The organism is Stenotrophomonas terrae, assembly GCF_039674165.1.
Classification (GTDB): domain Bacteria; phylum Pseudomonadota; class Gammaproteobacteria; order Xanthomonadales; family Xanthomonadaceae; genus Stenotrophomonas; species Stenotrophomonas terrae_A.
Genome location: NZ_JBDJMY010000060.1, coordinates 1 through 22,503 on the forward strand (window position 1 = coordinate 1; position 22,503 = coordinate 22,503).

A 22,503-nucleotide genomic window follows, 5' to 3' on the forward strand; every position below is an offset into this window, starting at 1 on the left:
GAGCGGGTGGTGGCCCGCGTTTGGGGGGGTTGCGTCTTTTCGTCTTCTGCGTGTGTGGTCCCGGGCCCCCCACTACGCTGCTCGGCTGAGGCATTACCGGGAAAGCCCTTGCCGAGCATGGCTCGGCACTACGCACACGCAGGCCTGACATGTCGGGAAGCTTGGCAGCTGCACGCAGCGGCCGCTGTATCATGGGCGCCATTCCCGCGCGCAACGCGCAGTCGGCCTTCAGCGCCGGCCCATGATCCAGAGAGTCTTTCGCATGTCTTCCGCTCGTCCCGCCACGCTTGAACAGTGGCTCGCCCATATCGAACAGCAGCACCCGCAAGCCATCGCGATGGGTCTGGAGCGCGTTCGCGAAGTCGCACAACGCATGCAGCTGGGCCGGCCGGCCGAGCATTGCATCGTGGTCGGCGGCACCAATGGCAAGGGTTCGACCGTGGCCTTCATCGAGTCCATCGCCCGTGCCGCGGAGTGGAAGGTGGGTGCTTATACCTCGCCGCACCTGCTGCGCTACAACGAGCGCGTGCGCATCGATGGCCAGGACGTGGATGACGCTCGCCTTGTGGCTGGCTTCAACGCGGTCGAAGACGCGCGTGGCGACACTGCATTGACCTATTTCGAGTACGGCACGCTGTGTGCGCTGTGGCTGTTCCAGCAGGCTGGTTTGGACCTGGCGGTGCTGGAAGTCGGTCTCGGCGGGCGCTTGGACGCGGTCAACATCATCGATGCCGATGTGGCGGTGATCACCACCGTCGATATCGACCATGCCGATTGGCTGGGCAACGACCGCGAAGCCATCGGTGAGGAAAAGGCCGGCATCATCCGTGGCTGGAAGCCGGTGATCCTGGGCGAGATCGATCCACCTTCGAGCGTGCTGCGGCGCGCCTATGTGCTTGGCGCCAATGCGATCCGTTTCGGCAGCGATTTCTTTGCCGAGGATATCGACGCCGAGCTGTGGCGCTGGCGCGACGTCTCGTTCCGGCTGGAACTGCCGCAGCCGGCCTTGTGGGCGCCGATCCAGCGCAACAACGCTGCCACTGCGGTTGCCGCCTTGCGCGCGCTGGACAAGCCGGTGCCGCGCACTGCGTGGGCACAGGGCGTGGCCGAAGCGCAGGTGGTCGGGCGCCTGCAGCGCTTCCAGCACAACGGCATTGAGGTCCTGCTGGATGTAGGCCACAACCCGCAGGCTGCCGCTGCCCTGGCGGCGGCCCTGAAGGCCGAACCGGTGGCTGGCCGCACGCTTGCGGTGTATGCCGCGCTGGCCGACAAGGACGCGGCCGGGGTGGTCGAGGCCTTGCAGGGGCAGGTTGATGGCTGGTTCCTGGCCGGGCTGGAAGGTGCGCGTGGGCAGACCGCCGCCCAGTTGCGTGAACGCCTGGCGCAGACCGGCGCCGCCAACGCCACGCTGTCCGACACGGTTGCCAAGGCGCTGGAAGCGGCAGTAGGCCAGGCCGGGCCGGGTGATCGGGTGCTGCTGTTCGGCTCCTTCCATACGGTGGCCGAAGCGCTGCCACTTCTCCGTTCAGCTGACTAAGACGCTGCCGCGCGTGCCCCGCATATAATCACCGGGGCACTCCGCCGCGCCGCGCATACGCCAATTGTGGATACTCCTCTGAAACAGCGATTGATTGGTGCCATCGTTCTGGTGGCTCTTGCCGTGATCTTCCTGCCGATGCTGGTCAAAGGGCCGGCCCCGGACAGTGGTGTACAGGACGTGCCGTTGAGCGCGCCTGCAGCGCCTGGCGAAGGCCAGTTCGAAACCCGCGAGCTGCCGCTGGTAGCGCCCGGCGCACCGGCAGGCGGTGCCTTGGGCATGCCGGCCGCACAGCCGGAAACCGGCGTCGCCGCTGCGGTCGAGCAGCCCGGCAATGCCTTGCCGCCGTCGGCTGCCGCCGGCAACTACGCGGTCAACTTTGGTGCCTATGGCAGCGAGGCCGATGCCGACGCGGTGATCGCGCACCTGAAGAAATCCAATCTGCCCGGCTTCCGCCAGGCCGACACCATCAATGGCCGCCAGGCTTGGCGTGTGCGCATCGGCCCGTATGCCGATCGTGTCCAGGCCGAGTTGGTGCGACTGGAAGCCGGCAAGGTCCGCAACGATGTGAATGCACAGGTGGTGGTGCTCAACGCCGCTGCCGAAAATGCAGTTCCTGCACCGGCACCGGCCCCTGCTGCCGCACCGGCCAGCAGCACCGCCACCGCAGCCGCCGCCACTGCCCCGGTACGCACGGAGGCCTTGCCGCCCGAGCCGGCCAAGCCGGTCGCGGCAGCGCCCAAACCCGAACCCAAGCCCGCTGCCAAGCCGGAAGCGCCCAAGCCCGAGCCGGCACGGCCGGTTGCGGCTACCCCGGCCAAGCCGGCGGTCACCACGCCAGCGGCACCGGCCGCCAGCGGCGTCGGTTTTGCCGTGCAGCTGGGTGCCTTTGGCCAGGCCGCCGACGCCAATGCGCTGCGTGACCGCGCGCGCGCGGCCGGCTTCAGTGCCTTTGTCGAACAGGTGCGCACCGACAACGGCGTGCTCAACCGCGTCCGTATCGGGCCGGTCGCCAGCCGCGAACAGGCTGAACAGCTCAAGGCACAGGTCGCGGCCAAGGTCGGCATTGCCGGCATGGTCCGCCCCCATCCTTGATGCGGCGTTGTATCCGCCTGACCGCTCACACGCCGGCACAGCGTATTCGCGGGGCGCCCGGTGATTGATCTGGCGCTGTTGGCGCTGATCGGCGTATCGGCCCTGTTCGGGCTGATGCGCGGCCTGCTGGCAACCGTGCTGGGCGTGCTGAACTGGCTGTTGGCTGGCGCGGCCGCGTTCTACTACGGCGAGCGCGCGGCCCTGATGCTGGCCGGCCAGGCCCAGCCCAGCGCCGGCGACTATGCCGGCGGTTACCTGCTGGTGTTCGTCGGCGTGCTGCTGGCGGCAAGCCTGGTGGGGCGCCTGCTGCGCGGGGTGGTGGATGCCACGGTACTGCTGAAATGGCCGGATCGCCTGCTGGGGCTGGCCTTGGGCCTGCTGCGCGGGGTCTTGTTCGCGGTGCTGGCCGTACTGCTGCTGGGCTTCACCTCGATGCGCGAGGAGGCCGGTTGGCGCCAGTCCAGCGTGCTGCCCTGGCTGCAGCCGATGGCCGACAAGCTGCGCGAGAAACTGCCGCAGCCACCTGAATCGCCGGCAATGGCGCTGATGGACTTGGGGAAGTCGGTGTTGGCAGGCGATAATGGCGGACCGAACGAAGCAGATGCGGGCAGTGGCTTGCTACCGGCGCAGTTGGAGGGGACGCGTTTTGATCCCCGCCAACGCAGCGGACAGGAAGGCCGAGCTGACCCGGCGGGGGCGTTGCCCTCCAACATCGATCCGGCGCAGGTGCGCCCGGGTCAACTCAAGCCGATACGGGTTGAGCCTCAGGGCCAGGCACGGCCACCTTCACGTTAACGGGCATCGCCCAGCGGAGATCGCGCAACATGTGTGGCATCGTCGGAATCGTCGGCAACCAGAACGTCGCCGGGCAGCTTTATGACGGCCTGACCGTCCTCCAACACCGTGGCCAGGATGCGGCCGGCATCGCCACCGCCGACGGCACCCGTCTACGCGTGGAAAAGGCCAATGGCCTGGTCCGTGATGTATTCGACGAACGCCGCATGGAATTGCTGCAGGGTCGCATCGGCATCGCCCATGTGCGCTACCCGACCGCAGGCTCGGAAGGCACCGACGAGGCGCAGCCGTTCTACGTCAATTCGCCTTACGGCATCGCCCTGGCGCACAACGGCAACTTGATCAATACCGAGGCGCTGCGTCGGCAGGTGTTCGAGGCTGACCGCCGCAACATCAATACCGATTCGGACAGCGAAGTGTTGTTGAACGTGTTCGCCTACGAGCTGGACGCGCAGCGCATGCTCACCCCGGAAGCGGCCATCCGCGCCGTGGCCGGCGTGCACCGTCGCTGCAAGGGCGGCTATGCGGTGGTCAGTGTGGTGCTGGGCCTGGGCCTGGTTGCCTTCCGCGACCCGCACGGCATCCGCCCGCTGGTGCTGGGCAAGCGCATGCATGCCGAAGGCATCGAGTACGCGGTTGCTTCCGAATCGGTGGCGCTGGACGTGCTCGGCTTCGAGCGCATGCGCGATGTGGCACCGGGCGAAGCGGTGGTCATCACCGAGCGCGGCGAGCTGTTCACCGAAGTCTGCGCCACCAGCACCCAGCCGACCCCGTGCATCTTCGAGTACGTGTATTTCGCACGTCCGGACTCGATGATGGACAACGTGTCGGTGCACAAGGCGCGCATGCGCATGGGCCAGAAGCTGGGCGAGAAGATCCTGCGCCTGCGTCCGGATCACGACATCGACACCATCATCCCGATCCCCGACACCTCGCGCGATGCCGCGCTGGAGATGTCCAACGTGCTCGGCGTGAAGTACCGCGAAGGCTTCGTCAAGAACCGTTACGTCGGCCGCACCTTCATCATGCCGGGCCAGGGTGAGCGGGTGAAATCGGTGCGCCGCAAGCTCAACCCGATCCACCTGGAGTTCCGCAACCGCGTGGTGCTGCTGGTGGACGATTCCATCGTGCGCGGCACCACCAGCCAGCAGATCGTGCAGATGGCACGCGATGCCGGCGCACGCAAGGTCTATCTGGCCAGCGCCGCGCCGCCGGTGCGTTATCCGAACATCTACGGCATCGACATGCCGGCCGCCGAAGAACTGGTCGCGCACAACCGCAGCGTCGAGGAAATCGAGAAGCACCTGGGCTGCGATTGGCTGGTCTACCAGGATCTGGAAGACCTGGAACTTGCCGTGCGCGAAGGCAACCCGGAGCTGAAGGAATTCGATTCGTCCTGCTTCAACGGCGAGTACGTCACCGGTATCGAACCCGGTTACTTCGAGCGCATCCAGCAGCTGCGTTCGGACGAAGCCAAGACCCAGCGCCGCGCCTGACTCATAAGCCCCCAAGGGGGCGCGCCCAAAGCCCCTCTCCCTGCGGGAGAGGGGTTGGGGTGAGGGCAGAACGAAGCGGCAACGTGTGAGCAGCCATGAACCCGCAACAATCGCATCACTCCACAGCCAACCAGGCATTCATACCTCCACCGGAAGCCGCCGATTTCTCCCTGCTCGACGCCGCCTGCATCTGCATGGCCGCCGCCGATCCGCTTGAGAAAGTCGCGCTCACCCAGCATTACGCCACGCGCTACCGCGCTGGCAGTTTGAAGCTGCCGGCAGACGCGCCAGACCCGGATCCGATCCGCTCGCCAGGCCGCCCACCGCAACTGGTGCTGGTGCACCCACGCGATCTGCCCCGGCGTGGCCTGGGTTCGATCGATGGCCGTGCCGCCTTCATCCATGCCATCGCCCACATCGAACTCAATGCCATCGACCTGGCCTGGGATGCGGTGTATCGCTTCCGCGGCTTGCCGGCCAGCTTCTACGCCGACTGGGTCAGCTGTGCGGACGACGAATCACGCCATTTCGTCTTGCTGCGTGATCGCCTGCTGGCGCATGGCCATGACTACGCCGATTTCCCCGCCCACAACGGCCTGTGGGAAATGTGCGAAAAGACCGCGCATGACGGTCTGGCGCGCATGGCCTTGGTGCCGCGCGTACTGGAAGCCCGTGGTCTGGATGTAACCCCGGCAATGATCGGCAAGCTGCGTTCGCTCGGTGATGCCAGCACTGCCGATGTGCTGGAGGTGATCCTGCGCGAGGAGGTGGCCCACGTGGCAGCCGGCACGCGGTGGTATCACTGGTACTGCACGCGCGCTGGCGTCGAACCGAAGGCGCGCTTCAAGCAGTTGCTCGGCGAATACGCGGGCGGCTACCTGCGTGGCCCGTTCAACCTGGAAGCCCGCCTGTTGGCCGGTTTTGACGAGGATGAGCTGGCCCACCTGGTCGAACAGGCCGGCTGAGCGCGGCGGCCTGCCTGCCGTTGATCGTGTCTGCTGTTGCCCGCTGCGGCAACGATGAACGCCGCCCCGAATTCGGGTCGCGTCCGATTGACTGCCTGCGTGCAGGCGTTCCACCATCGGTCATGGTGGATGTCTGGCTGTTGCATGCCGCATTCGCCACGCGGTGATGCAACGGCATGCACCATCATCTGATCGCGGCGCACGTCAGCGTGAGCGCGGTCGGCAATGACGCAATCAAGGAGAACGTAATGAAGCAGATGTTGATCGCAGGTGCGGTGTTGTTGGCATTGGCCGCGTGTAACGGGCAGAAGCCTGCCAGCACCGATGGCAGCACTGCGGCGCCAGCACCGGCACCGGGCGCAAGCGCTGAAGCGGGCGCCCAGGATGCATTCCCGGTGATCCTGCAGGCCACCGGCACCGAGCCGTTCTGGGCAGTGCGCGTGGACGGCGCCAAGCTTGACTACAGCACCCCGGAAACCCAAGCCAGCCCGCGCCATTTTGAAGGCGCCCGTGCCGTGCAGGATGGTCTGCTGGTGGTGCAGGGCGGCGAGGGTGCCGACGCATTCCGGCTGACGCTGCAACGTGCCGAGTGTTCGGACGGCATGTCCGACCTGAAACACCCGTTCACCGCCGAATTCGTGCTGGGCAAGGACACCTTCAAGGGCTGCGCCCGCGACCCCTCGGTGCCGGTGCAAGCCCCCTGAGCATGCTGCATGTAGAAGCGGCGTAAGCCGCGAAGCCAGCAATGCAAAGCCCGTCAGACAGGTCTGCAATTGCGGCCATGTTTGACGGGCTTTCTTGTACCAGCTTCGCGGCTGATGCCGCTCCTACAAATTCAAGGCAGCGGCTCCCTCTGTAGGAGCGGCGTTAGCCGCGAAGCCACCAATGCAAAGTTCGCCAAGCAGCTCTGCAATTGCAGCTATATCGGGCTTTCTTGTACCAGCTTCGCGGCGTAAGCCGCGAAGTCACCAATGCAAAACCCGCCAGACCGGTCTGCAGTTGCAGCTATGTCTGACGGGCTTTTTTGTACCAGCTTCGCGGCTTACGCCGCTCCTACGACAAGCCCGGTTGGCGTCAGCTCAACGCTTCCAGGCGGAAGCCATCGGCATCCACGCGCAGTACCGAGCCCTGTTCGTACCAGTCGCCCAATACGATGCGGGTGCAGGTGCTGTCACCGGCGGTCACGGTATGGATCGCAGGGCGATGGGTGTGGCCGTGGATCATGGTGTCCACGCCGTAACGCTGGAACGTGGCCAGCACTTCGGCCGGGGCCACGTCGGTGACGGTTTCAAAGGTCGCGTTGTCGTCCTGCTTCATTTCAGACTGGCGCGCCTGGCTGGCGGCGCGTGCCTTCTGTGCGAACGCAATACGCGCTTCCAGCGGCTGCGCCAGGAACTGCGCGATGAAGGCGGGGTTGCGGCTCTGCGCACGGAAGGCCTGGTAGGCAACATCGTCGGTGCACAGCAGATCGCCGTGTTGCAGCATCACCGGCCGGCCGTACAGGGTGATCACGGAGGGGTCGGGCAGGATGCGCATGCCTGCGCGCGCGGCATAGTCGTTGCCGACCAGGAAGTCGCGGTTGCCACGGATGAAATACACCGGTACGCCGGCATCGCTGACTTCGCGCAACGCCAGCGCGACCGCGTCGGCGGCGCTGGACGGCGTGTCATCGCCGATCCACGCTTCAAACAGGTCGCCAAGGATGTACAGCGCCTCGGCCTGGCGCGCTTCGCCGCGCAGGAAGTCGAGGAACAGCTCGGTGATGGCTGGACGGCTGGGGTCCAGATGCAGGTCGGAGATGAACAGCGTTGTCATGCCTGCATTGTAGAGCCTGATCAGCCGGCGAGCAGCGGCAGCAGCTGCAACGAGCCGGCACCCAGCAGCACACCGATGGCGGTGGCGGCCAGCACATCGCTGGGGTAATGCAACCCCAGCACCACCCGTGACAGGCCTACGCCCAGCGTGAAGGGCAGCAGCAGCGGCGCCAGCCAGGGGTAATAGGCCAGCGCCACCACGGTGAAGGACACCGCGTGCAGGGTATGGCCTGAGGGAAAGCTGTATTCATCCAGCGGTGCGACCCAGGCGCGGATGCGCATATCGGCGGCGAACGGGCGCGGGCGGCGGGTCCAGCGCTTGAGCAGCTTGTACAGGGTCAGCGCCAGCACGCCGGTGGCAGCCATGTGCGCGGAGGCCTGCAGGCCGTCCAGGCCATCGGCCAGTACCAGTGCGCCCATCAGCATGTACCAGAACACCCCGTCACCGAGGCGGCTGAGCACCGAGAACAGGCGGCGGATTCCACGGCGGCGGCCATAGCGGTTTGCGCGCCGGCACCAGCGTGCCTCGCGTGCGGCGATGCCTTCAGGCGGCAGCAATGGCATGGCCGCGTCTCCGGGAGGCCAACTCGCTGAGCAGGGCTTCGAATTCGGCCACTACCTGCTCTGGATGCAGGCGTTGCACAGCGCGGCTGGCGTTGGCGCCGAGCAGGCTGCGCATTTCGTCATCACCGGCCAGCTGCACGGCGGCGGCGATGAAGTTCTCATCGTTGTCCACGGCAACCCCGCTATAGCCGTTGCGAAGGTGCTCGCGGGCGGCGCCATAGTTGAAGGCGACGGTGGCCACGCCGCTGGCCATGGCTTCCAGGGTGACATTGCCGAAGGTTTCACTGCGGCTGGCGAACAGGAACAGGTCGCCGCTGGCGAAGTGCCGGGCCAGCGCCTCGCCACGTTGCACGCCGCAGAAAATGAAGTCCGGGTTCTGTTCGGCCAGCTTCTCGCGCATCGGTCCATCGCCCACCCAGACAAAGCGGGCCTTCGGACGCTGTTGCTGGATGCGGCGGAAGGCCTTGATCGTCAGCGCGAGGTTTTTTTCGGCGGCAATGCGGCCGACGTAGATCACCGCAAAGCCTTCGCCTTCGATACCCCATTCGGCACGCAGCGCGGCGTCGCGCTTATCGGGGCCGAACTGGCTGCCGTCCACGGCGCGTGCCAGCAAGCGTGCACGTGAAAAGCCGTTGTCCAGAAGGAATTGTTGCAGTTCGCGGGTAGGGACCAAGGTGGCTTCTGCCTGGTTGTGGAAACGCCGCATCCAGCGCAATGCGGCCGCCTGCAACCAGGCGGCGCCGTAGTCGGGCAGGTATTCATCAAAGCGGGTGTGCAGCCCCGAGGCAACCGGGATGCCGAGCCGGCGCGCGGTGCGCATTGCCGACCAGCCCAGTGGGCCTTCCGTGGCCACGTAGATCGCGTCCGGGCGTTGTTGTTGCCACTGCCTGGCAAGCCGCAATGGGGCGGGCAGGCCGAAACGCAGGCCGGGATAGCGTGGCAGGCCGGCGCCGCGAACCAATACCTCATGGGCGGCGCCGGTACTGTCCTGCTGCTGCCGTGGGCGCACCACATCGACCTGGTGGCCGCGCTTGCGCAGGCCGTGTTCCAGGCCCTGTACGGTCAGGGCAACGCCATTGACCTCCGGTGGATAGGTCTCGGTGACGATGGCAAAGCGCATGGCGACCTCCGGGTTTGGCGCAAGCCTGCGCGTCACCGATGAAGCACTTGTTACGTTGATCTGACCGCTTTGTGACCACCACGAAAGACAAACAACCACGGCCCCGAAGGGCCGTGGTCGTCGTGGCTTTGCGCAGCCTGGACGACCGATCAGAAGCGTTGCTGGTACTTCATGTAGACGAAGCGACCGATGTCATAGCCGCCGTAATACGAGAAGGCCGAGTTCGGCTTGCTGTACATCAGCGGGCCATACTTCTCGAACACATTGTTGGCACCCAGCGAAACCGTGGCGTCCCACGGCAGCGAGTAACGCACCTGCACGTCGTGGAAGGTCACCGAGCCGCGTTCGTTGTAGTTGCGCGCGCCCTTGTACCAAGGTGCGTAAACACCCGGGTCGGAGCATTCGTCCGGATACAGCGAAATGTTCGGGCACTGCTCCTTGACCCCGGAGTAGTAGCGCGATGTCCAGCTCGCACCGAAGTTGCCGCGTTCCCAACCCAGGCTCAGGTTGGAGCGGACGCGGAAACCACTGCCGATGCCATTGCTGGTGGTCGGTACGATGGCGCTGTCGTTGGTCGAGCGATAGATGTTTTCGCTGACATAGGTGCTTGCCCAGTTGCTGCTGAACTTGCCGTAGGCGGTGTCCAGCCGGTAGCTCACGTCCAGATCGTAACCTTCGGTCTGCATGAAGCCGGCGTTGCGGTTGCCGAACTGCAAGCTGCTGACGATGCCGGTTACCGGGTCACGGGTGAAGCGGGCACAGCGTGCATCGACGCCCTGCTCATAGCAGTCGATCAGGATCTGGTTCGGGCTGTCCGAGACGATGGTGTTGTCGATGCGGATCTTCCACCAATCCAGCGACACGTTGAGGTTGCTGATGAAGCTCGGGCTCCACACCAGTCCCAGTGTCTTGCTTGTGGATGTCTCCGGTGTGAGCGAGGGATTGGAACCGCCGACGAATGGAACCGGCGATGCGTCGCTGGCAGTGGTTACCGGGGTCATGCCCTGCCTGAGCTGACGGAAGCTGCCGGCGTTGGCGATATCGCGCGCACAACGGGCGCGCACCTCGGCACTGCTGCGGGAAGCGCCGAACACGGTATCGCAGGGATCGCTGAACTGGGCAAAGGTTTCCGAGCCGCCGCCGAACAGGTCATTGATGGTCGGTGCACGGAAGCCTTCGGCCCAGGTGCCACGCACCAGCAGCTGTTCAAACGGCTTCCACTTGAAACCGAACTTGCTGTTGAGCGTGTTGCCGAAGGTGTCGTAGTTGGAGTAACGCGTGGCGGCATTGAGACTCAGTTCCTTTGCACCGGGCAGGTCGGCCAGCAACGGGATGTTGAGCTCCAGGTAGGCTTCATCGACTTTGTAGTCGCCACCGGTTGGGCCGGACGCCAGGTTGGTGGTGGCACCGGTCTGCGCCAGCGGATCGGGAATGTACTCGCCGGTTTCCTTGCGGCTCTCCACGCCAAATGCAAAGCCCAGGTCGCCAGCGGGCAGGCTGACGATGCTGCCGGCGATATTGGCGAAGAAGTTCCTGCTGGTGGTCTTGCCCTTGGTGAGCTCGGCCGGGAACAGCCAATCCAGCAGCGTGGCGTTGCCGGTCAGCCCGTTCGGGTCGACCGTGCCGTAGGCGACCAGCGGATTCCACGGCGTACAGTTGGCGACCACTGCGCCGGGCTTGCCGCATTCGACCTGGCCGGTGGCGGCGTTGTAGAACGATGGCCCGGTGGCAGCGGCAACGCGGCCCTTGTGCAGGTTGCCGGTGGCGGCCGTCTCCAGTTCATTGCGGTTGTACTGGTAGCCCACTTCCCAGTCGAAGTAACGCTCGCCGATATCGAACGAGCCGTCGAACGAGGCAACCGCACGGTAGGTTTTCAGCTCGCTGTCGGTGATGCGCGGCACTTCCCAGGCGCGGCGGTTCCACGCCACTGCGGTTGGCTTGGCATAGCCGTGCTGGTTGCCGAACGGATTGAAGTAGCTGTCGATCGACATCGGGCCGACGCCGGCGGCACTGGATTGCAGCGGGTAACCGGCAATCTGCCGCTTGGAGCGACGTTGGTTGTAGCCGAGCTCGGTCTTGAAGTTGATGCTGTCGGTAAGCCTGACGCGGCCATCGAAATACACCGAATCGCGCTTCACCGGGTAGCTCACGTGCATCTGCTCGTTGGCGTTGCTGACATCGCCGGTGAAGGCGGTGGTATCGGTCAGATGATAGTTGGCCGGGTTGCTCGGGTCGCTGCCGCGGTCCAGTGAGTAGTTGCAGCCGGACTTGGTGTCGGTGCAGCCGGGGCCGCCCTTCAGGCCGGTGATCTGGCCCCACTGGCTGATGGTGGTCCAGTTGCTGGCATCGGCCGGGTGGCGGTCGCTGATGCCATAAGCGCTGAACCAGCGGTCCTTGGCCCAGACTTCCTTTTCTTCGGAATGCTCGGCGGCGAAGGTCAGCGCGATGCGCTCGTTGTTCCAGCCGCTGACCACATCGAAACGGTCGCGTGCGCCGTCACCTTGGCTGTATTGGCCGTGATACGCGTTGACCGTGGTGCCGCTGACATTGCTGCGGGTGATGATGTTGACCACGCCAGCCATGGCATCGGAGCCATAGATCGCCGAGGCGCCGTCCTTCAGTACTTCGATGCGCTCCACCGCCGACACCGGCAGGCTGGAGACGTCCTGGTAACCGGAGGTGCTGATGCCAAGCCGCTTGCCATTGACCAGCACCAGGGTGCGCTGGGTGCCGAGGTTGCGCATGTCGATATAGGTACCGCCGGCGTTTTCACCGGCCGTCAGCGCGTTGGCGCGGCTGATGGTCGGGCTGCCCATCGCGGTGACGTTCTGCAGGATGTCGGCGACCGAGCTGAAACCCTGTTGCTCGATGTCGGTGCGGCTGATCGCAAATACCGGCTGTGCGGTTTCGACATCCACCTGGCGGATGCGCGAGCCGGTGATCTCGATGCGATCAAGCGTGGTCGGCTTGTTGTCCTGCGCGAGTGCGGGCGCGACGACCACGCCAAGGGTGCTGGAAACAAGGGCACAGCGAATCGCCTGCCCCAGGATGCTGGAACGTGAATGCATAACGGCTCTCTCTCTCTCTCTTTGCACTGACAAGTGTCAAAAGGGGAGAGCTGCGGTGTTGCACAGCCCAGGCTCTCCCCTGAATCCACCAGATGTGAAGGTGGTAGTGCGAGGTTAGCCGGTTGGAATCGCGAATTAATCGCTAAGTTATTGAGATTTATCTGAAAAAAGGCTGGCGATTTGCCGCGGCAGATTGTCGCCGCGGCTACGCCTGACAGCGCTGGCTCAGGCCACGAATGGCCTGAAGCTGATCCCCAGCCCGCTCATGCCTTCGGCTTCGCCGACCAGATCGGCGCGCAGCAGCGGGCGCGCGTCGATGAAGTCCTTGGCCAGGATCAGCGACAAGGTATTGCCATCCACCGACAGTTCCAGCGTCGGGATCGGGTCGGGCTCGTGCGCGCGGTGCAGCAGCACCGCCAGCCGCAGTAGCGCCGCCGTGCGCTTGGCCGGCAGCAGCAGGCGCTCGGGCAGGGCTTCGAATGCGTTCTTGGAAATACCGCGCCGGTGTGTACGGATCAGCGCAGCCAGCATCTGCTGTTCCTGGCGTGAGAAACCGGCGATATCCGAGTGCTCGATCACGTAGCTGCCGTGGGTGTGATAGCCGCTGTGCGCGATCATCAGGCCCAATTCGTGCAGGCGTGCGGCCCAACCGAGCATGCGCGCATCGTCCACGTCGAGCTTCCAGGCCTCGGCTACCTGTTCGAACAGCCGCTGTGCGGTAGCTTCCACGCGCCGTGCCTGGGTTTCATCGATGGCGTAACGCAGGGTCAGTGCGGCCACCGATTCGTCGCGCGGATCGTTGTCGTTGGCGCGGCCCATGATGTCGTAGAGGATGCCTTCGCGCATCGCCGCTTTGCTGACCAGCAGCTTCTGCAGGCCCAGTGCCTGGAAGGCGGCCTCCAGCACCAGCACGCCGCCGGCGATGATCGGCCGGCGTTCGTTGGACAGTGTGGGCAGCACGATCTCATTGATGTTCTTGGCGCGCAGCAGTTCTTCGCGCAGCTGCGGCAGCGCTTCGGCGGTGATCGCGCCCTTGCTCAGCTTCATCGCCGCGCAGATTTCGCTGATGGCCTTGTGGGTGCCGGACGAGCCCAGTGCTTCCTGCCAGCCCAGCGCCTTGTACTTGTTGGCGAACGGCTGGAACTCGGCACCGATCTCGGTGAGCGCGTCTTTCCAGCGCTTCTTGCTCAGCTTGCCGCCGGGGAAAAAACGCCTTGTGCTGGCGATACAGCCGGCCTGCAGGCTTTCGCGTTCCAGCGTCTGCATGCCGCGGCCGATGATGAATTCAGTGGAGCCGCCGCCGATGTCGATCACCAGCCGGTGCTGGTCGGGCTTGGGCGGCTGTGCATGGGCGACGCCGAGGTAGATCAGGCGCGCTTCTTCGCGCCCGCTGACCACTTCGATGGCGTGGCCCAGCGCGGTTTCGGCCGGCATCAGGAACGACAGCGGTGAACGCAGCTGGCGCACGGTATTGGTGGCCAGGGCACGCACCCGGTAGGGCGGGATGTTGCGGATGCGCTGGCCGAAACGGGCCAGGCATTCCAGCGCGCGCTGGCGGGCTTCGGCGGACAGGCCGCCTTTGCCATCCAGGCCGTCGGCCATGCGTACGGTTTCGCGCAGGCGGTCCACCACCCGCAGCTGCCCGAGCAGGTAGCGCGCGATGACCATATGGAAACTGTTGGAACCCAGGTCGATGGCGGCCAGCAGGTCGCCGTCCTGCAGGGGTGGTGGGGTCAGAGAGGACTGGGGCATGGCGGAATGGTAGCGGTAGTAGGGCGTGAAGAGGAATGAGGAGTGAGAATTGAGGAGTGAGAAAAATCAGGGTCCCGCTCACTGACAGTGCCGGCCGGCCTCATTCCCGGCCCCGGCAAGAATGAGGCAGCCGCGCTCGCGGCCCTTGCTCCTTCTCGTTTCCCACTCCTGTTTTCTCCCGCTTGGCGTTTCGCTCCTGCCTCAAAGCCCTTCCATCAGCGCCTGCTGCGCCGAATGCGGCGGCTGGCCCGGGGCCGGCACGCATTTGCTGTAGCGGCCGTCTTCCTGCAGTTCCCAGGCGTTGAGGTTGTCGTCCAGGTAGTTCTGCAGCACCTCGCGGTAGATACGCCGGGCCAGGCTGCTGTCCAGGATCGGGAAGCAGGTTTCCACGCGGCGCAGCAGGTTGCGCTCCAGCCAGTCAGCGCTGGCACAGTACAGCTCGGGGGCGCCATTGTTGCCGAACCAGTAGACGCGGCTGTGTTCGAGGAACCGGCCAACAATCGAGCGTACGCGGATGTTCTCCGACACCCCCTCCACGCCGGGGCGCAGGGTGCAGGCGCCACGCACGATCAGGTCGATCTGCACACCGGCCTGCGAGGCCGCGTACAGGGCGCGGATCACCTGCGCCTCGTTGAGTGCGTTCATCTTGGCGATGATGCGTGCCGGCTTGCCTTCCAGGGCCAGCGTGGTCTCGCGCTCGATGCGTTTGATCAGCCCGGCATGCAGGGTGAAGGGCGATTGCAGCAGGCACTTGAGCTTCATCTTCGGGGCAAGCCCGGACAGCTGCTGGAACAGCAGATGCACATCGTTGCCGATATCCGGGTCAGCGGTGATCAGGCTCAGGTCGGTATAGGCCCGTGCCGTGCCGCTGTGGTAGTTGCCGGTGCCCAGGTGCACGTAGCGGCGCAGCTTGCGGCCCTCGCGGCGCACGATCAGCAGCATCTTGGCGTGGGTCTTGTAGCCGACCACGCCGTATACCACCTGCACGCCGGCATCCTGCAGGCGATCGGCCAGGCCCAGGTTGGCTTCCTCGTCGAAGCGCGCACGCAGCTCGACCACAACGGTCACGTCCTTGCCGTTGCGGGCGGCCAGGATCAGCGCTTCAACAATCCCCGAATCCTTGCCGGTGCGGTACAGGGTCTGCTTGATCGCCAGCACGTTGGGATCAACCGCCGCCTCGCGGATCAGCTCCAGCACGGTGCTGAAGGAATCAAACGGGTGGTGCAGCAGTACATCGCCCTGCGCCGCCGTCACGAAAATGCCCTCGGGCGACTTGAACACGCGCGGCGTCATCGGCGGGTATTTCAGGTCCGGCCGCAGCAGCAGGTCATAGACCTGGATCACCCGGTTGAGGTTGACCGGGCCATCGATGCGGTAGGCGGCATTCTCGGACAGGCCGAAATTCTGCAGCAGGGTCTGCATGATCGGCTTGGGGCAGTCGTGCGCGATCTCCAGCCGCACCGCCGGCCGGTACCCGCGGTCGACCAGCTCATCGCGCAATGCCAGCGCCAGGTTCTCGACTTCTTCCTCGTCCACCACCAGCTCGGAATTGCGGGTGACGCGGAACTGGTAGGCACCCTGCACATCCATGCCCGGGAACAGTTCATCGACGAAGGCCGACAGCACCGCCGACAGCAGCACGAAGTTCTGCGGGCCGCCCAGTGATTCGGGCAGCTGGATGATGCGTGGCAGCGAACGCGGAGCGCGCACCAGCGCCAGATGACCGGCCCGGCCGAAGGCGTCGGTGCCCTTGAGCACGACGACGATATTCAACGACTTGTTGAGGATCTTCGGGAACGGGTGCGAGGGATCCAGCCCCAGTGGCGACAGCACCGGCATGATTTCGTTGCGGAAGTAGGCGCGCAGCCAGCGGCGTTGGCGCGCGGTCCAGCTCTTGTGCGCAAGGATGCCGACCCCGGCCTCACCCAGCGCCGGGCGCAGTACCTGGTTCCAGCAGCGGTACTGCTGCTCCACCAGCTCGGCGGCGCGGTCGTGGATGGCATTGAGGATGGCCTGCGGGCTCATCCCGTCCGGCGCCGGTGGCAGCCCGAACTCCTGTGCATGGCGCACGGCCGCCGCGCGGATTTCGAAGAACTCGTCCAGGTTGGTGCAGGAGATGCACAGGAAGCGCAGTCGCTCCAGCAGCGGCACCTGCTCGTCCATCGCCTGTGCCAACACGCGGAAATTGAAATCCAGCTGTGACAGCTCCCGGTTGATGTACAGCGAGGGATCGCGCAGGGGATCGCTGCTGATGACAGCGGTGGCGGGGGGCGGGGGAGGAGGAGTCATGCCGGAAAGTCTTCCATGGACAGAGGCGAGGGGGATGCATTGCGCGGGCGTACATGCTCGGCGTCGAAGTGGCAGGCAAAGGTGCTGCCCTGGCCGACTTCGCTGCGGATATCCAGGCGCGCCTGGTGCAGGCCGAGAATGTGTTTGACGATGGACAGGCCCAGCCCGGTGCCACCGCTTTCGCGCGAGCGGCTGCTGGAGACGCGGTAGAAACGTTCGGTCAATCGCGGCAGGTGATTGGCCGGGATGCCGTAGCCGGTGTCGGTGACGGCCAGCACCGCGCCATTGCCCTCGCGGCTGAAGGTCAGGGTGATGCGGCCGCCGGCCGGTGTGTAGCGCACGGCGTTGGTCAGCAGGTTGGAGAAGGCGCTGTGCAGTTCCTTGTTGGAGCCGGCCAGGTCCACCCCGGCCAGGTCCTCGACCGTGATGGTGTGGCGGCCCTGGCTGTGCGCTTCGGCTTCGCGCCGCAGCGAGGCCAGCATCGAGGTCATGCTCACCGTTTCCAGCTCGGCATGTTGCTGCGATTCCAGCCGCGACAGGGTCAGCAGGTCTTCTACCAGTTGCGCCATCCGCTGCGATTGCTTGCGCATCTCCGACAGCATCGGCCCGGTATCGGGGAAGTCTTCCGGGTCCATCATGTCCAGGTAGCCGTGCACCACGGTCAGCGGTGTGCGCAGCTCATGGGAGACATTGGCGACGAAATCACGCCGTACCTGTTCCAGGTGCAACAGCTTGGTCACGTCGCGTGCGACCAGCAACCAGTGATGGTCCGAATAGGGGATCAGGCGCAGGTGCAGGCGGATTGCCGGATCCACCGGCGAGTTGGCATCCAGGATGGGCTCTGCATTGCGGCCGCCGGCCAGCCAATGGGCCAACGGCAGCGGCTGCAGGCGCGGCACCAGCGCCGCTTCCATGTCGGCCGGATGCTGCAGGCCGAGCAGGGTGGTGGCCGCTTCGTTGAACCACTGCACGCGCTGGGTGTTGCGGTCCACCACGACCACCGCATCGGGCAGCGCGGCGGCGGCGGCGCGGTAGCTGCGCAGCATTTCGACCAGGCGGCGCTTGCGCGCGCGCATTTCCTGCTGGTTGCGTGCCAGCAGGCGGTCCAGCTCGTTCCACACGCCCACGCCTTGTGGCGAATCCCAGCGCTGACGTGCGGTCAGCCGCAACAGCAGCTGGCGCAGCCGCCAGTAATGCCAGGTCAATATTGCCAATGCGGTGATCGCCACGATCAGCGCGGGGTGGCCCAGCAACGCACCCAGCCCCCATGCCAGCAACAGCAGCGTGGCCACGGTGGCCAGCGTCTTCAACCAGGCAGATCGGAATTGGCGGGGCATTGCACTCTCGGTGGTACTGGGTGGATCCGTCGGCGTTACCAGGTTATAGCATCGCTTGCGGCCGGGTGGCCGCAACGGCTCAGGTGGCGGCGGAGAAGCGATAGCCGGCACCGCGCACGGTCTGCACCATGTTCTCGGCACCGAAGGGTTCCAGTGTCTTGCGCAGGCGGCGGATGTGCACATCGATGGTGCGCTCTTCCACATACACGCTGCCGCCCCAGACATGGTCCAGCAGCTGCGAACGGGTATAGACGCGCTCGGGGTGGGTCATGAAGAAATGCAGCAGGCGGTATTCGGTGGGACCAATCGGCACCGGGGTGTCGTCGGCGAAGACGCGGTGGGCGGCGCCGTCGATACGGATGTTGCCAACGCTGACGCTGCCGTCTTCGTCATCATCGCGGGTGCGGCGCATCACCGCACGGATGCGCGCCAACAGTTCGCGTGCCGAGAACGGCTTGACCACGTAGTCGTCGACACCGGCTTCCAGGCCGCCGACGCGGTCGTTCTCTTCGCCGCGTGCGGTGAGCATGATGATCGGCACATCGCGGGTGAGGACTTCCTTGCGCCAGCGCCGGGCAAGTTCCAGGCCGCTGGTGCCGGGCAGCATCCAGTCCAGCAGGATCATGTCCGGCACGCGGTCGGCAATGGCGGTCTGCGCTTCAAGGGCGTCGCCGGCATGTACCGGGTCGTACTCGCCCTTGCGCAGGGCAAAAGCGACCATGTCACGGATCGCGGGTTCGTCATCGACAATCAGAATGCGTTTCTGCACGTGGCGCCTACCGGAATGCCCGTCAAGAGGGGGTGTGCCCAGTAGACTACGGTTTGATGACGGGTTTGTGACATCACTGCCGGAGTGAATCTTCAATCCACGCCGCGCAGGTTCAGTTCCGTGACATTTCCGGGTCATGCACGCCGAGCCGGCGCATTTCCAGCACGGTCGGCATGATCGATTCGATGCGCGCATCAACCCGCGCGCGGCTCACGTAATCCAGCCCGGGTTGCTTGAGCAGGGCCTGGAACTGGATCAGTGCCTGTTCCGGCCGACCATTCAGATAGGCCGCCTCGGCATAGGCTTCACTGGCACGGCTGCTGTCGCCGGCCAGCTCGCAGGCGCGGGCAAACGTTGCCTGGAACACCGGGTCGTCACTGGAACGTGCCAGCAGTGGCCGCAGCATGGCCTGCGCGCGCTGGCCGGCGGCCACGCCGCCCTGTTCATTGAGGATGCGCGCATAGGTCAGGGCCACCGGCCGGCTCTGCGGCAGGCGCTTGAGCAGGGCGTCGAAGCGCTTGTTGGCGTCTTCGTGGCGGCCGCTGCGCGATTCGGCCTCACCGACGGCCAGGTTCACCCACAGGTTGTCCGGGTACTCCTGCAGCAGTTGCTGCAGCTCGGGCAGGGCCTGGGCGACACCGCCGGCGCCGCCGTCGCGCAGGCGGGCGATGGCCACGCCGTAGCGCTGCGGGTCGGTCAGGCCGTTCTTCTGGCTGCGCTTGAGGCCTTCGTATTCGCGGACCAGCTCCGACGGGGTCGGCGCGCTGAGCACGCGCAGGCGTTCGCGGGCCCAGTCGAACTGTCCGGTGGGGCCGCGCGGCAGGCTGGTGCCGGGCAGCGACAGCTGCAGGCCGGCTGGCAGCAACGGGTTGCCGCCGCTGAGCGGATCACGGCTGGTATCGGGGGCGGACGGATTGACCCGCTCCTGCAGTACCCCGGTCGGGGTCTGCGTGGTCAGCAACACCGTGTCCTTCTTCATCTGCTCGGCACGGGCCTTGGCTTCGCTGATGCGGGTGATGTTGACCGGGTGGGTACGCAGAAAGTCCGGCGTGGAATAGCCGCCTTCGTTGCCGCGCATGGCTGCCGACATGCGTTCGAAGAAGCCGGCCATCGCGTCCACGTCATAGCCGCTGCGGGCCAGGGTACGGATGCCCAGGCGGTCGGCTTCGGATTCGTTGGAACGGGTGAAGTTGATCTGGCGCTGCTGCATCAGCCCCATGCCGGAGGTGATCGCGGCCATGGTCGCATCGCCGGAGGAATTGCTCCCGGCCTGCTGTGCGGCGATCACCGCCGCCAGCATGCCGAGCAGGATCGGGATCTGGTCGCGCTGGGCGCGCTCCACCCCGCGCAGCACATGCTGCTGGGTGACGTGCGAGATTTCATGCGACAGCACTGCCGCCACCTCATCCTCGCGCTCGGCGGTGAGGACCAGGCCGGCGTTCATGCCGATATAGCCGCCCAGCGTCGCAAATGCGTTGATCTGGCGGTCCTTCATCATGAAGAACGTGTACTTCTGCTGCGGCTGGGCGCTGTTGGAGCCCAGCCGTGTTCCCATGGTGCTGAGCCAGTCATTCACCAGCGGGTCGTCCAGCAGGTAGCCGTAGTTGCGCAGCTCGCGCAGCATCATGCCGCCGTACTCCGCCTGCCGCGCCGGGGTCAGCAGCTCGCCGGCCGAGGAGCCGATATCGGGCAGCTTGCTGTCGTCGGCACGGGACAGCGGGGTGGCCAGGGCCAAGGTAATGGCGGTGGCAAGCAGCAGGTTGCGCAAGCGGTGACTCCGGGTAGTGGCAGGGCGGAGGATGACGGGGAAGCGGGGCGCGGGTGTGAAGCGCAGGTTAACCCGCTGTGTTCTGCCGGTGGCGTCGAAAAACCACGCGGCCGGTACCATATATGGACAAAGTTTCCACTCAGGAGTTTCGTTGTGACTACTTCTTCCAGCGCCGGTGCACCGGAGATCACCATTTACTCCACCGCCGTCTGCCCGTATTGCGTAGCGGCCAAGAATTTCCTGAAGAGCAAGAACCAGTCGTGGACCGAGGTCCGGATCGACCTGGACCCGGCCGCGCGCGAAAAGATGATGGCGCTGACCAGGCGCACCAGCGTGCCGCAGATCTTCGTGGGTGACGTCCATGTGGGCGGCTACGACGACATGATCGCGTTGCACCGGGCCGGCAAGCTGGAGCCGCTGCTGGCCGGGCAGGGCGCATGAGCGCCGACAGCGAAAAGGACCGCCTGGCCGAATTCACCGAATTCCGCCAGCGTATGAACCAGCGCATCCTGGCCGAGCCCAACCAGGTGGTGCGGCGCTTTTTCGCGCTCGACACCCAGACCTACCAGGCCGGCGCGCTGGATGTGAAGACCAAGGAGCTGCTGGGCCTGGTGGCCTCGATGGTGCTGCGCTGCGATGACTGCATCAGCTACCACGTGGCCCAGTGCAAGGACGCCGGGGTCAGCCGTGAAGAGTTCTTCGAGACCTTCTCGGTGGGCCTGGTGGTGGGCGGCTCCATCGTCATCCCGCACCTGCGGCGGGCGGTGGATTTCCTCGACCAGCTGGAGAACGGGGCGGCCACCGCGCCGGCCGGGCACGAGCACAGCTGAACCCCAGACCTTTGTCCAGTTGGGGCTGGCGCGACTGATCAGGCATAATTGACAGTTGAAACCTTTTCAATCGCGCCGGGTTCCGGGCAGCCGGATGGCGCATTCCTCCTCCCTGTTCGGAATACCTAGAAATGACGCAGACAATCACCGTCATCCGCGGCGATGGCATCGGCCCGGAAATCATGGACGCCACCCTGTTCGTACTGGACAAGCTGGGTGCTGGCCTGACCTATGAATTCGCCGACGCTGGCTTGGCCGCGCTGGAAAAGCACGGTGAGCTGATCCCGGCTTCCACGCTGGAATCGATCAAGAAAAACAAGGTCGCCCTGAAGAGCCCGCTGACCACCCCGGTCGGTGGCGGTTTCAGCTCGATCAACGTTGCCCTGCGTCGCCAGTTCGACCTGTACGCCAACGTGCGCCCGGCCATCTCGTTCCCGAACACCAAGTCGCGCTACGAGAACATCAACATGATCACGGTGCGTGAGAACACCGAAGGCGCCTACCTGGCCGAAGGCCAGGAAGTGTCGGCCGACGGCGAGACCGCGTTCTCCGGCACCCGCATCACCCGCAAGGGCTCCGAGCGCATCGTGCGTTACGCCTTCGAGCTGGCCAAGAGCACCGGCCGCAAGAAGGTCACCGCCGTGCACAAGGCCAACATCATCAAGTCGACCTCGGGCCTGTTCCTGGACGTGGCGCGCGAAGTTGCCGCCAAGTACCCGGAAATCGAGTTCCAGGAAATGATCGTGGACAACGCCTGCATGCAGCTGGTGATGCGTCCGGAACAGTTCGACATCATCGTCACCACCAACCTGTTCGGCGACATCATCTCCGACCTGTGTGCGGGTCTGGTTGGCGGCCTGGGCCTGGCCCCGGGTGCCAATATCGGCGTTGACGCGGCCATCTTCGAAGCCGTGCACGGTACCGCGCCGGACATCGCCGGGCAGGGCAAGGCCAACCCGGTCGCGCTGCTGCTGGGCGCTGCACAGATGCTGGACCACGTCGGCCAGCCGGAAAACGCCGAGCGCCTGCGCAAGGCCATCGTTGCCACGATGGAAGCCAAGGATTCGCTGACCGGCGACCTGGGCGGCACCGGCACCACCATGGGCTTCGCCCAGGCCATCGCCAGCCGCATCTGATTGCAGCTGCGGTAGTTGGTGTAAAAAAAACGGAGCGCGAAAGCGCTCCGTTTTTGTTTGTGTAGTGCCGAGCCATGCTCGGCAGGAGCTTTCCCAAGACCAGCTGTAGTGCCGAGCGATGCTCGGCAGAGGCCTTACCGGTAATGCCTCAGCCGAGCATGGCTCGGC

Annotated in this window: 18 protein-coding genes; 9 read left to right on the forward strand and 9 right to left on the reverse strand. The window is 65.4% G+C overall.

What is annotated here, in order from left to right:
- Positions 1-262: 262 nt before the first annotated feature.
- The 6 genes from folC to ABE493_RS17910 all read left to right on the forward strand — a co-directional run bounded on the left by folC (position 263) and on the right by ABE493_RS17910 (position 6,592).
- A complete protein-coding gene (gene folC / locus ABE493_RS17885; RefSeq protein ID WP_346500459.1) occupies positions 263-1,537 on the forward strand; it encodes a bifunctional tetrahydrofolate synthase/dihydrofolate synthase in 1,275 nt (424 codons plus the stop codon).
- A 66-nt stretch (positions 1,538-1,603) separates the two neighbouring features.
- Entirely contained in the window at positions 1,604-2,632 is a 1,029-nt protein-coding gene (locus ABE493_RS17890; RefSeq protein ID WP_346500461.1) for an SPOR domain-containing protein, read from the forward strand.
- 60 nt (positions 2,633-2,692) lie between these two features.
- Positions 2,693-3,427 (forward strand): CvpA family protein, encoded by a 735-nt coding sequence (locus ABE493_RS17895; protein ID WP_346500463.1) that lies wholly within the window; start codon positions 2,693-2,695, stop codon positions 3,425-3,427.
- Positions 3,428-3,456: 29 nt separating this feature from the next.
- Positions 3,457-4,923 (forward strand): amidophosphoribosyltransferase, encoded by a 1,467-nt coding sequence (purF, locus tag ABE493_RS17900; protein WP_346500465.1) that lies wholly within the window; start codon positions 3,457-3,459, stop codon positions 4,921-4,923.
- A 194-nt stretch (positions 4,924-5,117) separates the two neighbouring features.
- Complete coding sequence (locus ABE493_RS17905) at positions 5,118-5,888, forward strand: ferritin-like domain-containing protein (protein ID WP_346500492.1); 771 nt, start codon at positions 5,118-5,120, stop codon at positions 5,886-5,888.
- A 176-nt stretch (positions 5,889-6,064) separates the two neighbouring features.
- Complete coding sequence (locus tag ABE493_RS17910) at positions 6,065-6,592, forward strand: COG3650 family protein (protein WP_346500467.1); 528 nt, start codon at positions 6,065-6,067, stop codon at positions 6,590-6,592.
- A gap of 370 nt (positions 6,593-6,962) precedes the next feature.
- On the opposite strand, the gene lpxH is transcribed toward ABE493_RS17910, so the two are convergent.
- The 9 genes from lpxH to ABE493_RS17955 form a co-directional block, all read right to left on the reverse strand.
- A complete protein-coding gene (gene lpxH / locus ABE493_RS17915; RefSeq protein ID WP_346500469.1) occupies positions 6,963-7,703 on the reverse strand; it encodes a UDP-2,3-diacylglucosamine diphosphatase in 741 nt (246 codons plus the stop codon).
- A gap of 20 nt (positions 7,704-7,723) precedes the next feature.
- Entirely contained in the window at positions 7,724-8,266 is a 543-nt protein-coding gene (locus ABE493_RS17920; protein ID WP_346500472.1) for a phosphatase PAP2 family protein, read from the reverse strand.
- Entirely contained in the window at positions 8,247-9,386 is a 1,140-nt protein-coding gene (locus ABE493_RS17925; protein ID WP_346500474.1) for a glycosyltransferase family 4 protein, read from the reverse strand. The genes ABE493_RS17920 and ABE493_RS17925 overlap by 20 nt, the downstream gene beginning before the upstream one ends.
- A 149-nt stretch (positions 9,387-9,535) precedes the next feature.
- Positions 9,536-12,454 carry a TonB-dependent receptor domain-containing protein gene (locus ABE493_RS17930; protein ID WP_346500476.1) on the reverse strand — a complete coding sequence of 973 codons (2,919 nt, stop codon included), beginning with the start codon at positions 12,452-12,454 and terminating at the stop codon, positions 9,536-9,538.
- A 225-nt stretch (positions 12,455-12,679) separates the two neighbouring features.
- Entirely contained in the window at positions 12,680-14,206 is a 1,527-nt protein-coding gene (gene ppx, locus ABE493_RS17935; protein ID WP_346500478.1) for an exopolyphosphatase, read from the reverse strand.
- A gap of 201 nt (positions 14,207-14,407) precedes the next feature.
- Positions 14,408-16,495 carry a polyphosphate kinase 1 gene (gene ppk1 / locus ABE493_RS17940; protein WP_346500480.1) on the reverse strand — a complete coding sequence of 696 codons (2,088 nt, stop codon included), beginning with the start codon at positions 16,493-16,495 and terminating at the stop codon, positions 14,408-14,410.
- A complete protein-coding gene (gene phoR, locus ABE493_RS17945; RefSeq protein ID WP_346500482.1) occupies positions 16,492-17,832 on the reverse strand; it encodes a phosphate regulon sensor histidine kinase PhoR in 1,341 nt (446 codons plus the stop codon). Before phoR ends, ppk1 begins: the two co-directional genes overlap by 4 nt.
- A 79-nt stretch (positions 17,833-17,911) precedes the next feature.
- A complete protein-coding gene (phoB, locus tag ABE493_RS17950) occupies positions 17,912-18,601 on the reverse strand; it encodes a phosphate regulon transcriptional regulator PhoB (protein ID WP_057629324.1) in 690 nt (229 codons plus the stop codon).
- A 112-nt stretch (positions 18,602-18,713) separates the two neighbouring features.
- Complete coding sequence (locus ABE493_RS17955) at positions 18,714-20,369, reverse strand: M48 family metalloprotease (RefSeq protein ID WP_346500485.1); 1,656 nt, start codon at positions 20,367-20,369, stop codon at positions 18,714-18,716.
- A gap of 153 nt (positions 20,370-20,522) precedes the next feature.
- Here ABE493_RS17955 and grxC point away from each other — a divergent pair, with 153 nt between their 5' ends.
- The 3 genes from grxC (at position 20,523) to ABE493_RS17970 (ending at position 22,335) form a co-directional block, all read left to right on the forward strand.
- Complete coding sequence (gene grxC, locus ABE493_RS17960; protein WP_346500487.1) at positions 20,523-20,810, forward strand: glutaredoxin 3; 288 nt, start codon at positions 20,523-20,525, stop codon at positions 20,808-20,810.
- Positions 20,807-21,199 (forward strand): carboxymuconolactone decarboxylase family protein, encoded by a 393-nt coding sequence (locus ABE493_RS17965; protein ID WP_057629321.1) that lies wholly within the window; start codon positions 20,807-20,809, stop codon positions 21,197-21,199. The genes grxC and ABE493_RS17965 overlap by 4 nt, the downstream gene beginning before the upstream one ends.
- Positions 21,200-21,330: 131 nt before the next feature.
- Positions 21,331-22,335, forward strand: a complete 1,005-nt coding sequence (locus ABE493_RS17970) for an isocitrate dehydrogenase (RefSeq protein ID WP_346500490.1) — start codon at positions 21,331-21,333, stop codon at positions 22,333-22,335.
- Positions 22,336-22,503 lie beyond the last annotated feature (168 nt).

Excerpts from the sequence above, each read along its gene's own strand:
- ABE493_RS17905 (WP_346500492.1), top strand. The coding sequence starts at position 5,118 with ATGGCCGCCGCCGATCCGCTTGAGAAAGTCGCGCTCACCCAGCATTAC.
- lpxH (WP_346500469.1), bottom strand. The coding sequence starts at position 7,703 with ATGACAACGCTGTTCATCTCCGACCTGCATCTGGACCCCAGCCGTCCA.
- ABE493_RS17910 (WP_346500467.1), top strand. The coding sequence starts at position 6,065 with ATGCACCATCATCTGATCGCGGCGCACGTCAGCGTGAGCGCGGTCGGC.
- folC (WP_346500459.1), top strand. The coding sequence starts at position 263 with ATGTCTTCCGCTCGTCCCGCCACGCTTGAACAGTGGCTCGCCCATATC.
- ABE493_RS17970 (WP_346500490.1), top strand. The coding sequence starts at position 21,331 with ATGACGCAGACAATCACCGTCATCCGCGGCGATGGCATCGGCCCGGAA.
- phoR (WP_346500482.1), bottom strand. The coding sequence starts at position 17,832 with ATGCCCCGCCAATTCCGATCTGCCTGGTTGAAGACGCTGGCCACCGTG.
- ABE493_RS17920 (WP_346500472.1), bottom strand. The coding sequence starts at position 8,266 with ATGCCATTGCTGCCGCCTGAAGGCATCGCCGCACGCGAGGCACGCTGG.
- ABE493_RS17965 (WP_057629321.1), top strand. The coding sequence starts at position 20,807 with ATGAGCGCCGACAGCGAAAAGGACCGCCTGGCCGAATTCACCGAATTC.
- ppx (WP_346500478.1), bottom strand. The coding sequence starts at position 14,206 with ATGCCCCAGTCCTCTCTGACCCCACCACCCCTGCAGGACGGCGACCTG.
- ABE493_RS17925 (WP_346500474.1), bottom strand. The coding sequence starts at position 9,386 with ATGCGCTTTGCCATCGTCACCGAGACCTATCCACCGGAGGTCAATGGC.
- ppk1 (WP_346500480.1), bottom strand. The coding sequence starts at position 16,495 with ATGACTCCTCCTCCCCCGCCCCCCGCCACCGCTGTCATCAGCAGCGAT.
- ABE493_RS17930 (WP_346500476.1), bottom strand. The coding sequence starts at position 12,454 with ATGCATTCACGTTCCAGCATCCTGGGGCAGGCGATTCGCTGTGCCCTT.
- purF (WP_346500465.1), top strand. The coding sequence starts at position 3,457 with ATGTGTGGCATCGTCGGAATCGTCGGCAACCAGAACGTCGCCGGGCAG.